This is a genomic window from Absiella sp. AM29-15 (genome assembly GCF_003434225.1).
Classification (GTDB): domain Bacteria; phylum Bacillota_I; class Bacilli_A; order Erysipelotrichales; family Erysipelotrichaceae; genus Hoskinsella; species Hoskinsella hominis.
This window is the reverse complement of the sequence record NZ_QVFL01000021.1, coordinates 22,999-35,621: the sequence shown is the minus strand read 5'-3', so window position 1 is coordinate 35,621 and position 12,623 is coordinate 22,999. Positions and strand designations below refer to the sequence as shown.

Genomic DNA, 12,623 nt, shown 5'->3' with positions numbered 1-12,623 from the left:
TATGCAGCTTGTTGGAACATGTTTTTTATGACTTTGATCCTTCACATAATGGAGATGTTACCTTGAAATCAAAATAATATATGTAAGAAAACAGACTGAATATTCAGCCTGTTTTTATTCTATGCCTGCATCATCTAATCGCTTTACTGTTAAGGTGACACTTACACCTGTTCCCAGCGTTAATGTTAATGCTAATAAGGCAGAAACAGCCATCGTAATGACATCTCCTGCACTTAAGCTTTCAATAACACTGCCAGAGTAAATGGATTCTATACCAACAGCAAGTAAATGTGTTTCCTGTGTACTGGCAATGGCAGCACCATTTCTTCTTACAGCTAAAGTAACTGCTGCCCCTAAAGAAGCAGATGCATTAAACATATAGTTGATTTCATAAACTCCGGTTTCATTGATGGTTAAGGCATTCGCAGTTGATGTTGTTACATTGTTTGCTGGCATCGTCACAGGTAATGGAAGGGTTGTAGTAGAACCAACAATCAGACTTAAGGTCTGTGGTGTAGCATTGTATTTTCCACCATATGCCAATAAACCTCCACCTGCTCCTGCCGGCCCAGTAGCACCTGTCGCACCTGTTGCACCAGTGATTCCTGTAGCACCTGTGATGCCTGTAGGCCCGGTTGCCCCATCTAAACCAGACGCCCCAGTATTTCCGGTAGGGCCTGTCGCTCCCGTTAAACCAGTTGCGCCTGTTGGTCCTGTATCACCAGTTAATCCGGTAGATCCAGTATTACCTGTAGGCCCTGTGGCACCTGTTAAACCAGTGGCACCGGTTACCCCTGTACTACCTGTAAGTCCAGTAGGCCCCGTTGCCCCCGTATTTCCAGTAGGCCCGATTTCACCCGCAAGCCCTGTTGCACCTGTAGGCCCAATTAAGCCAGCTGGTCCTGTTGCCCCAGTATTGCCATCTGCTCCTGTACTACCTGTCGCACCTGTTGGTCCTGTGGCACCAGTTGCTCCCGTTACTCCAGTTGCCCCTGTTGCCCCTGTGATTCCTGGCAAACCATCTGCTCCGGTATTTCCTCTAGCCCCCGTTGGACCCGTTGCACCTTGGATACCAGTAGCCCCAGTATTACCTGTAGCCCCCGTTGGTCCAATGTTACCCTGAATTCCTTGAACACCCGTAGGCCCCGTTGCACCATTTGCGCCCGTTGCACCTGTTGCCCCAGTGATACCAGAAGCTCCAGTTGCCCCTGTTGCTCCCGTGATTCCTCTAGGTCCTGTTGGCCCCGTTGCTCCATCAGCCCCCGTAGGCCCAGTCGCCCCAGTGGCACCAGTGTTTCCTGTAGGCCCTGTCGCACCTACACCAGGACCCGTTGCGCCAGTGGCACCGGTTGCTCCTGTGGCACCTGTTGCTCCTCGAAATCCTCTTGGTCCTCGACAACAGCCGCAACAATCATCATTGCGTACTGCACATGGTTCACAACATTGCGAAGCATTTTCATCATAATATGGTTCGTTATCATAGTCGTTTTCATCATAATATGCATCATCAAAATTCATATTTTCACCTCATTTATTTCAGTCTATGATATGAATCAGATTTCCTAAGAGAGCAGGCAAACACCCAAAAAGAAAATAAAAAATAAATTTTCATTGTTACATTTCTCCTCATTTGAACGAAAACATATAGAATAAAAAAGTTTATAGTAAAATCTGCAAAAAACTTTTTTAAATTTATACACACCACTCAAAATAGTGGTAAAATTATTATAATAAGAAACAGTGATGTAAATGTGACATAGGGAGTTGTAAGCAAATCATAATCTAGAATTAAAGACCAGAACGGAGGCCTATATTATGGGTAAGCAGCAGTACAAGGATTTTCAAGAGGGTGTTTTTGTAATCAATGAAGATTACCATATCGTGTATATGGATGAGGGGATAAAATATAATTTTCCTCTTTGTAGAATGGGGGAACAATGCTTTAGCTCTTTACGTATGCAGCATACGCCTTGTCGGGATTGTCCAATTCATCTAAACCATCTCATTCGTACACAGACAACCAGTAATTTTATGTTGTACTATCCTGAATTAAAACGCTGGCTGATCTATAATATGATTCATGTACAATGGCCAAAAGAGGGGAACTGTGTTTTAATCTCATTAAAATCCGTATTAAATGCACAGCATATCGTAAATCTGAAAATGAATAAAGAAGCCAATTACGAGGAAGCTTTTGAATTAAATTTAAAGAAGCATACATATACGTCTTTATATTTAGAAGAAGATAATAAAATCGCTACAGAAGGAAATCTGGATAACTTTATTCAGACGATATGCTATAAATCTATACATCCACATGACCAGAAGGAGTTTATGGACTTTTTTTATCTTGCCACAATGAACCAGCGCTTAGAACATATGGGCTTTATCAATAAAGAATTCCGTGTTTTATACAATAAAGATGAATATCGCTGGATGTCTTTTTATATCACACCGGTGACAAAGCTGTTAGAACAGCAGATGTGCTTATTATTTGTAATTGATGCGGAAAGGCAATATGTCGTTGAACAAACAACTGCAGAAAATGCTTTATATCAGATGCTAGATCCACTAACAGGTCTTTATAATGCATCTACATTTCACAAAATGGTAAGAGAACGTTTAAAAGAAGAAAAAGATCAATCTTATGGTATCGTGAATATCGATATCGAACATTTTAAATTATTCAATGACTGGTATGGTACAGAAGAAGGCGATAAGCTGTTGATTTATATCGCAGAAAAAATTAAAAGTAAAACAGGAACCTGTCGTGGAATTGGGGCACGCTTTGGCGGCGATGATTTTATGATGTTACTGCCTGAAAAATATTGTAATGTGAAAGTGATAGAAAAAGAAATCTTTGCATGGATGCAGGGATATGCAAGTGATGTAAAATTCCTTCCTACAGGTGGCATCTATATCATCGAAGATCATGATATATCCGTCACATTAATGTGTGATCGAGCTACTTTGGCATTAAACAGTGTTAAAGGCAATTATGCAACACGTGTAGCTTTTTATAATGGGACGATGAAACAGAAACTGGAAAATGAACAGGAGATTTTGTTTGGGGTAAAACATGGCTTAGAAAATGAAGAATTTGAAGTCTATTATCAGCCACAATGTAACGCAAGAACCAATAAAATCATTGGTGCGGAAGCCTTAGTCAGATGGAATCATCCTCAAAAAGGAATGCTTGCGCCATTATCATTTATTCCAATATTAGAATCCAGCGGCTTTATATCCAAGCTGGACTATTATGTGTGGGAACATGTTTGTAAGCTGCTGCATGAGCGTATCAAGGCTAATCTGGAAGTAGTGCCAATATCTGTCAATGTTTCCCGTATGGATATTTATCAATATCATATTACGGAAGTATTTTTAGAATTAATAAAAAAATATGAATTGCCAGCCAATATTTTAGAAATAGAAATAACAGAAAGTGCATATACAGAGAATTATGATTCTCTGATTGAATCAGTGACAGAATTAAGAAAAGCAGGCTTCATTGTATTAATGGATGATTTTGGTAGTGGTTATTCTTCCTTGAATATGTTGAAGGATATGGAAGTAGATGTCTTAAAAATTGATATGAAATTTCTGGAGATGAATGAAATTAGTGAAATGAAAGGTTCTGGCATATTGGAATCTATCGTTCAAATGGGAAAATGGCTTGGTCTACGTTTAATTGCAGAGGGTGTGGAAACACAAAAACAAATTGAGAATCTATTAAGTTTGGATTGTGAATATGTACAAGGCTATTATTACTATAAACCTATGTCTACCAAAGATTTTATCAGCTTATTAAATCAAAAAGACAAAATAGATACACGTGGCATATTAGCAAAGAAACTGCCTACGATACAGCTGGATGATCTGTTTCATAAGGATATTACCAGCGAAGCGATGTTAAATAATTTACTGGGTGGTATTGCTTTATATGAACTGATTGATGGAGATAAGTTAGAAATTCGTATGGTCAATAATACGTATTATCATATTACCGGTTGTAATTCCGTCGATTTAAATGAACGAAAAGAAAATATCTTAAAACAGATTCATCCTGATGATGTGCCAATGGTGATGGAAATATTCCATAATGCGGAAAAATCACCAATGCTGGGCGCAAGCGGCGTATTCCGCCGTTACCGTTTAAATGGCGAACTCATGTGGATGCATATGCGCTTATTCTTCCTGCGTACCCAGGGCAACAGTAAGTTATTCTATGGCGCAATCTCTGATTACAGTGAAATGGTAAATCTGAAAAATGGAATGCTGCGTCTTTTAGATACGATTCCAGGCGATGTGCTTGAATTTAAAGTCAAAGACAACAAGATCGTTTCCCGTCATGTGGTATGTGCGGGCTTAGCAGCGCAACATGGCTATGATAAAGCAGAGTATCGAGAACTGATTGCGGTAGATGGCAGTCATACCCTGATTTATGAAGAGGATCGTAAACGGGTAATGGATATCATGACAAACCCTATGAAATGGGCGGAGCATGAAGGCATAGAATTTAGAGATGTCGCAAAAGATGGCAGTATTCTATGGCTGGAAATCAGTGTACACTATGCTGGCTCTGAAGAAGGTGTGGATATCTATGATACCCTGTGTACAGATGTGACGGCCATTAAGAAGCAAGAAAAAGAACTGTTGGATTCACAAAATGTACTTCAAAGTATTTTGGGTATTTCCAATGCAAAAGGCTCTAAAGTATCCTTAGCAATGAAAAATAAAGAATATGCAGCTTATCTGTTCGCAAATTCTATGAGTGGTGGTATTATCGCTGGTTATTGTGATGAAGGTTTTACCCTGTATTTCGCAAATGATGAAATCATCAGTTTACTGGGATTTGATTCCTATCAGGATTTTTATGATGGGATCAATGGTAAATTAATGAACACAATCTATATAGAAGATCGCAACCGGGTAAAAAGAGATATTGGGGATAACTTTTATGAAGGCTACGAATATACAGTAAACTATCGTATGGTACGTAAAAACAATTCCTTATTATGGGTCATTAATAGAGGAAGGGTGATTAAGGCTGAAAATGATCAGCTTGCGGTAATTTCTTATTGTATCGATATCAGTGAAAAAATGAATACACAGATGGAATTAAGAAAAGCCCAGGAAGATATCAACCTTTTAAATTCTCTGGTACCAGGAGGCTATCATCAATGTTACGATAAACCAGATTTTCCAATTAAACATGTATCTGATCGATTCCTTGATATGATTGGATACACCAAAGAAGAACTGGAGCTAAACTTTGATAATAAATACATCAATCTGATATATCCTGCCGATCGAGAGCTCATGCGTGAAACAGTACGTTACTCTCGTGGCAATCAAGGATTATTTACGGGAGAATACCGATTATATACAGCCAATGGAATTATCTGGGTACGTGATCAAACACGAATCATCATCGAAGATAACGAATGTTTCTTTGCAGGTATCATTGAAGATATCACAGACATTATCAATATGAAACAGAAACTGGAAACCATTGTCGCAAATACACCAGGAGATGTTTTCTGTATAGAGAATAACGAAATATATTTCTATAGTTTTAACCTTTCAAAAACCATGGGTTATTCCCATGAAGAATATAAACAGCAGATCATAGAAACCAAAGGTACCTGCTTTACAGATCCAAGAGATAAAAAGATGGTTCATGAAGCAATTTTCAACGCAAGAAAAACCAAACAGGATATTGATCTGATGTTTCGCAGTATCACGAAAAACAAAGAAACCCGCTATATTCATATGATTGCGATGAACAGAGGATTATATGAAGGAGATCTTTTGTATTATGGAATTATGATGGATGCGACAGCACTTATCAATAAGGAACAAGAATTAAATATCACCCAGCAGATGTATGAAAGCATTATCCATCAGGCAAATCTAAGTGTTTGGGAATATGAAGCGAAACGAGATATTCTGACAATCAATGAAGATGGATTAAAACAAATCTGTACGATGAATCCCAATAACGCAGTAAAGAATTATAATAACTATATTCTGAGTGATTTCTTAAAACGTGATTATAATCGATATTCTGGATGTAAAAGTCTGGAATTGTTGAAAAATAAAATCTTAAAACATAAATTCAACGAAGAAATTATAGAAGTCATGTTATTTAGCAATCTTCATCGCTGGGTAAAATTAACCTGTGAGCCTATCTTTGATGAAAATGGTGAATTGATCAAAGTAATAGGATATCTTCAAAATATCAGTAAACAAGTAGAAAAGGAAACACTGGCAAAAGAAGAAAAAAAATATGCACAGTTTGATTCTTTGACAGGTATTTATAATCGTCGTATGGGTGAATTAATGATGCGTAATGCACTTGTGTTATGCAGCAGTAAGCAGAAATATGCATTGATGATGATTGATCTTGATGATTTTAAACAAATCAACGACCAATATGGGCATTTACAGGGAGATCGTGTATTACGTGAAATCGCCTCCGTGATTATGACGCATATGGGTAATGGAGATATCTTCTGCCGTTATGGTGGAGATGAATTCTTAGTTCTGATGAAATATCAACAATTAGATGCCATTAAACAAAAAATCAATGCTATTCAAAACAGTCTTGCGAAATGCTGTACCCTTCAGGGAAATGAAAATGTTTATATATCCATTGGCGTTGCCACAGCACCAATGCATGGAATGAATCTGCAAGTCTTATATGAGAAAGCAGATAAAGCTTTATATCGTGCAAAATTAAATGGAAAGAATCAATATTATATTTACGCAGAATAGTATATTGTAAAATTTACATTGACTTATTGGTTTATGTATGGTCTAATAAATACGTACAAAAAATGGGGTGCCAATGATGGCTGAGATTGGATCAATAAAGATCCTGACCCACTGAACCTGATACGGGTAATGCCGGCGAAGGGATTTTATTGTGACGAAAGTGTAATCCACGATATAAATTTACTAAGCAAAAGCTGACACCGTAGCAGGCGTTCAGCTTTTTTTAGGAGGAAGAAAATGGAATACACAACACAAATGAACGCTGCTAGAAACAACGTGATCACAAAAGAAATGAAAGCTGTCGCAGCCTATGAACAGATGGATGTAGAAGAGGTACGCGATTATGTTGCGAAAGGACAAATTGTCATTCCGGCAAATAAAAACCATACCTGTTTAAAACCTTATGGAATTGGCAGAATGCTAAAAACAAAAATCAATGTCAATCTGGGCACAAGCAAAGACTGTTTAGATTTGGATATGGAAATGGAAAAAGTCAAAAGTGCCGTAAACATGGGCGCAGAAGCTATCATGGATTTAAGCTCTTTTGGGGATACACAAACATTTAGAAGAAAGCTGACAAAAGAATGTCCAGCAATATTAGGAACTGTGCCAATTTATGATGCAGTCGTTTACTACAATAAGGCATTAAAAGATATCACAACACAGGAATGGCTGGATGTATTTCGTATGCACGCAGAAGATGGTGTAGATTTTATGACCATCCATTGTGGAATAAACAAACGTACAGCACAACGCTTTAAAGACAATAAACGTATCACAAACATTGTATCCAGAGGCGGCTCTATCATTTTCGCATGGATGGAAATAACAGGGAATGAAAATCCATTCTATGAACGATTTGATGAAGTGCTGGATATCTGCCAGAAATATGATGTTACTTTAAGTTTAGGCGATGCATGTCGCCCTGGCTGTATTGAAGATGGTTCTGATATTTCTCAGATCGAAGAACTTGTGACATTAGGGGAACTAACAAAACGGGCATGGGAAAAAGATGTTCAGGTCATGATTGAAGGACCAGGTCATATGCCTTTAAATCAGATTCAGGCAAATATGGAAATTCAGAATACCATTTGTAAAGGCGCACCATTCTACGTATTAGGACCTATTGTTACAGATGTTGCACCAGGTTATGATCATATCACGGCAGCGATTGGTGGTGCCATTGCGGCTACTTATGGCGCAAGTTTCCTATGTTATGTAACACCGGCTGAACACCTGCGTTTACCAGATGTGAATGATGTAAAAGAAGGTATTATCGCAAGTAAAATCGCAGCACATGCGGCAGATGTTGCCAAAGGTGTTAAAGGTGCGATTGACTGGGATCACAAAATGGCAATGGCAAGAAGAAATCTGGATTGGGAAACCATGTTTGAAACAGCGATTGATCCTGAAAAAGCAAGACGATATCGTAAAGACAGCACACCAGAAAGAGAAGATACATGTACAATGTGTGGAAAAATGTGTGCAATTCGTAATATGAATAAGATACTAAATGGGGAAAACGTGGATATCATGGAAGAAGAATAATGAGAAAACATCGTCGATTTCGGCGATGTTTTTCTATAGAATGTTATAGGGAAGTGAATTAAAATATTTGAATTAATCATTTTTTTTATGATTAAACGTGTTATACTATTGAATATAATGTAAGTCGTCGATAAGTCGTCGATAAGTCGTCGATAAGTCGTCGATAAGTCGTCGATGAAAAAATATGGTTATCGGTCAAAAAGCCTTTAAAATAGCGTATTTTGATAAAAATTAGTCGTTGATAAGTCGTTGATAAGTCGTCGATAAGTCGTCGATAAGTCGTCGATAAGTCGTCGATAAATCGTTTAAAGAAATTAAAAACGGATGGGAGGAAATTATGTCAATACCAATTACAATTGATTCTTTAATGGAGAGAAATATTGTTGAATGGGCCAGGATTGAATTTAAGGAAGGCTGGAATCCAGACACAACCTTAAAAACTATAAGTGCATTTGCTAATGATATAGATAATTGGGGTGGAGGCTATATTATTATAGGAATTGAAGAAAAAAATGGTGTAATTAAAAGACCAATTAAAGGATTGAATCCAGATTCTATTGATTCAATTCAAAAAAGTATTTTACAATTTTGTAAATATATAAGACCTGTTTATATTCCTGTCACGCAACCAGTCTATTATGAAAATGCTTTGCTTTTACTTATTTGGGTACCTGGTGGTTATGAAAGACCATACCAATGTCCCAAAGTTCCTACATCAAAAAACAGTGAAAAATTATATTATATTAGAAAATTATCTAGTACAATTGTTGCTTCTAATGCTGATGTAAAAGAATTAATATCATTATCCCATAACGTTCCCTTTGATGATCGTATGAATATGAATGCTGAGATAAGCGATTTAAAACGTGAAATTATTAAAGACTATTTAAGAGAAGTAGAAAGTTCTTTAATAGAAACGGTTGATACTATGGAATTAGAGAAGTTAGCAAATGATTTGAGAATTGCAAACGGGCCTAAAGAGTATTATAGACCCTTAAATGTTGGCTTGTTATTTTTTAATGATGCACCAGAGAGATTTTTTCCCTATACACAAATCGAGGTAGTAAACATACCTGATCCAACAGGACAAGGTATGGAGGAAAGGATTTTTAAAGGACCAATACATCAACAATTAAAAAGTGCTTTGGCATACATAAAAAATAATGTTATTGCTGAAAAGGTATTTAAGGTTGAAGATAAAGCTGAAGCAGAACGATATACCAATTATAGCTACTCAGCGATTGAAGAATTTCTTTCAAATGCAGTATATCATAAATCATATCAAATAAATGAACCGGTTACTGTGAGGATTGAAAAAGAATCGATTGAAATAACAAATGCTCCTGGTCCCGATAGGTCAATTAGTGATAAAGACATAAAAACATTTCATATGCGAACACGTAGATATCGAAATAGGCGAATAGGAGATTTTTTAAAGGAATTGCATTTGATTGAGGGAAGAAATACTGGTATTCCTACAGCATTAAAGGCGATAAAAGCGAATAAATCGCCATTGCCGATTTTCCTAACCGATAAAGAACGATCATTTTTTTCCGTGATTTTACCAATACATGAAACTTTTAAAGAAAGAAAATCGGATGCTTTAGATAATGGTGTGCAAATTGCAAAAACGAAAAGAACCAGAGAAGAATTAGAAAAAGCAATATTAAAAGAATTAGGTACGGATATCATGTCTTTAAAAGAACTTTATAAGAGTTTAGGATATACAGGAAATCCATCAAAAACATTTAAAGAATGTATTAATGATTTAATTACGAAAAAAAAGATATCAAAAACTACTATTTCAAGAACAATATTTTTAGAACGAAAAAAGCAATGAATTATCGCCATTGCTTTTTTTTGTTGAAAAAAATGTAAAACTGTTGGAGTGCCAACAGTTTCTGTAAAAGCTTACAAAGAAATGATAAAACGTTTTGTCAAAAGTATTGACAACGCTTTCATCACGTGTTAGGATAATTGTGCAAGATAGATAAAACGTTTTATCAAACTGAGGTGAGAACATGAATTTAGAAATAAGAGATAACGCTTTAACACCAGATATCTATATCAGCTTAAGAAAAAAAGTAGACTTTAAAGAATATGCGTATGATGATGTTGTTGTAGCACTTCATAACTCTATCTATACAGTTGTCATTTATGATGATGACAAACCAATCGCAATTTCAAGAATTGTTGGGGATGATCGTATCGTTTTCTTCATTAAAGATGTGGTTGTTGATCCAGACTATCAGAAGATGAAGATTGGAAAGCTTTTAATGAAAAGCATGTTTCAATACATCGCAAAGAAGGCATGTCAGGGGGCATACATTGGTCTGATGTCTACGCCATGCTGTGTGGAATTTTATGAAAAATATGGATTTGTGAAAAGACCAAGTGAAGGCTTAGGACCAGGCATGTTAAAATATTTTGATAAGAATGAGGTGATCGCATGAAAAAGGTAATCGTACTTGGAAGTTTAAATATGGATTTAAGTATCAACAGTGATTATATGCCAAAGAAAGGGGAAACCATCAACGGATATGATTTCTTGATCAATCCAGGTGGAAAAGGTGGCAACCAGGCAGTCGCAGCCGCAAAACTTGGCGCCGATACAAGAATGATTGCAAATGTTGGAAATGATATCTTTGGTCAGGAGATTTTAAATAAATTAAAGGAATATGGTGTGTGTACAGACGATATCAGTATTTCTAAATTTGATTCTACAGGGGTTGCGGTGATTATCTGTTGTGATCATGATAATCGTATCATCTTAGGAAATGGTGCGAATCATACTTTAACCTTTTCTATGGTAAAGGAACGTTTAGATGCAATCGCAGAAGAAGGAGATATCTTCTTAACACAGTTGGAAAATGATTTTCAGGTAGTAGATGCTTCTATTCGCTATGCGAAGAAAAAAGGTTTATATACGATTTTAAATCCAGCACCGGCAAGAGTATTGGAAGAGGATTTATATAACTACTTAGATCTGATCGTGGTAAATCAAAGTGAATGTCAGTTATTAACTGGTATCTATCCTAATGATGATGAGTCCTGCATCAAAGGTTTACAAGCATTTGAAAACAGAGGCGCTAAAGCAATTATCACATTAGGTGCTCATGGAAGTATCACCCAAATGGAAGATACGCCAGTATTTGTGGATAGCCGTAAAGTTGAAACAGTGGATACCACAGGCGCAGGCGATTCTTATATCGGTGCTTTGTGTGCATGTCTTGCGAAGGATATGCCAGTAAAAGAAGCACTGGAATTTTCGACAAAGGTAGCTGCCATCACAGTCACAAGACGTGGCGCGCAGGTATCCATTCCGTATACAGAAGAAGTTGAGTCATATTTCAAGGAGGAGAAAAAACATGAATAAAAGACCGATAATTATTGACACAGATCCAGGTATTGATGATGCATTAGCAATCGCAATTGCATTATTCTCTGATGAACTGGATGTGAAACTGATCACGACCGTGGCAGGTAATGTAGGCCTGGATAAAGTAACCTATAATGCATTACGTTTATTGAAATATTTTGAAAGAGAAGATATCCCTGTCGCAATGGGTGCGGATAGTCCATTGATTCGTCCTTATGAGGATGCCAGCAACGTACATGGAAAGAGCGGTATGGAAGGCTTTGATTTTGAAGAGCCAACGATAAGCGCTATCAAAGAAAATGCAGTAGATGCAATGCGTAAAGTCATTATGGAAAGTGCTGAACCAGTGACACTAGTACCAATTGCACCACTTACCAATATTGCATTATTGTTGAAAACATATCCAGAAGTAAAGAAAAACATTCGTGAAATCGTTATGATGGGTGGAAGTGCCAGCAGAGGAAATAAAGGGGTTATGTCTGAATTTAATGTAGCACTGGATCCTGAAGCTGCACATATGGTTTTCCACAGTGGAGTAAAACTTACCATGGTAGGTTTGGATGTTGGATTAAAGGCATTGGTATTGCCACAGGATAGTGAACGTATTAAAGATATGAATAAGACAGGTGCAATGGCATATTGTCTGTTTAAGAAATATCGTGGGGGAAGTTTCAATACGGGATTAAAAATGTATGACAGCAGTGCGATTGCTTATCTGTTGGCACCAGAAATGTTTACCGCTGAAGAAACATATCTGGATGTTGAGCTTGCGGGCAGTATGACAGCTGGATGTACAGTAGTAGATTTGAAAGGGTACTTACACCAAGATGCGAATGCGACCGTATGTCTGGATATTGATCAGGATGCATTCCGTCAATGGTTTGTGGACTCTATACAGAAGTGTATTTAATCAAAAGAG

At 37.1% G+C, this 12,623-nt stretch carries 7 protein-coding genes and 1 riboswitch; of the genes, 6 read left to right on the top strand and 1 reads right to left on the bottom strand.

Annotated elements, in window-relative coordinates; all coding sequences use genetic code 11:
* Positions 1–114: 114 nt before the first annotated feature.
* The gene (locus DW761_RS21080) at positions 115–1,518 is read right to left on the bottom strand and encodes a BclA C-terminal domain-containing protein (protein WP_158553846.1); all 1,404 of its coding nucleotides are present in this window, start codon (positions 1,516–1,518) and stop codon (positions 115–117) included.
* Positions 1,519–1,815: 297 nt separating this feature from the next.
* Between DW761_RS21080 and DW761_RS18045 the strand changes: the two genes are divergently transcribed.
* The 6 genes from DW761_RS18045 (at position 1,816) to rihC (ending at position 12,614) form a co-directional block, all read left to right on the top strand.
* On the top strand, positions 1,816–6,777 hold the full coding sequence (locus DW761_RS18045; protein WP_117518979.1) for a diguanylate cyclase domain-containing protein: 4,962 nt from the start codon (positions 1,816–1,818) through the stop codon (positions 6,775–6,777).
* A 53-nt stretch (positions 6,778–6,830) separates the two neighbouring features.
* A riboswitch (TPP riboswitch) is annotated at positions 6,831–6,938 on the top strand.
* 76 nt (positions 6,939–7,014) lie between these two features.
* Entirely contained in the window at positions 7,015–8,325 is a 1,311-nt protein-coding gene (gene thiC, locus DW761_RS18040) for a phosphomethylpyrimidine synthase ThiC (RefSeq protein ID WP_117518978.1), read from the top strand.
* Positions 8,326–8,662: 337 nt separating this feature from the next.
* Entirely contained in the window at positions 8,663–10,165 is a 1,503-nt protein-coding gene (locus DW761_RS18035) for an RNA-binding domain-containing protein (protein WP_117454478.1), read from the top strand.
* 181 nt (positions 10,166–10,346) lie between these two features.
* Positions 10,347–10,778: a GNAT family N-acetyltransferase gene (locus tag DW761_RS18030; protein ID WP_117454477.1), complete on the top strand. Its 432-nt coding sequence runs from the start codon at positions 10,347–10,349 to the stop codon at positions 10,776–10,778.
* A complete protein-coding gene (gene rbsK, locus DW761_RS18025; protein WP_117518977.1) occupies positions 10,775–11,701 on the top strand; it encodes a ribokinase in 927 nt (308 codons plus the stop codon). Before DW761_RS18030 ends, rbsK begins: the two co-directional genes overlap by 4 nt.
* Positions 11,694–12,614, top strand: coding sequence for a ribonucleoside hydrolase RihC (rihC, locus tag DW761_RS18020; protein WP_117518976.1), 921 nt, complete (start codon positions 11,694–11,696; stop codon positions 12,612–12,614). The genes rbsK and rihC overlap by 8 nt, the downstream gene beginning before the upstream one ends.
* Positions 12,615–12,623: the final 9 nt, after the last annotated feature.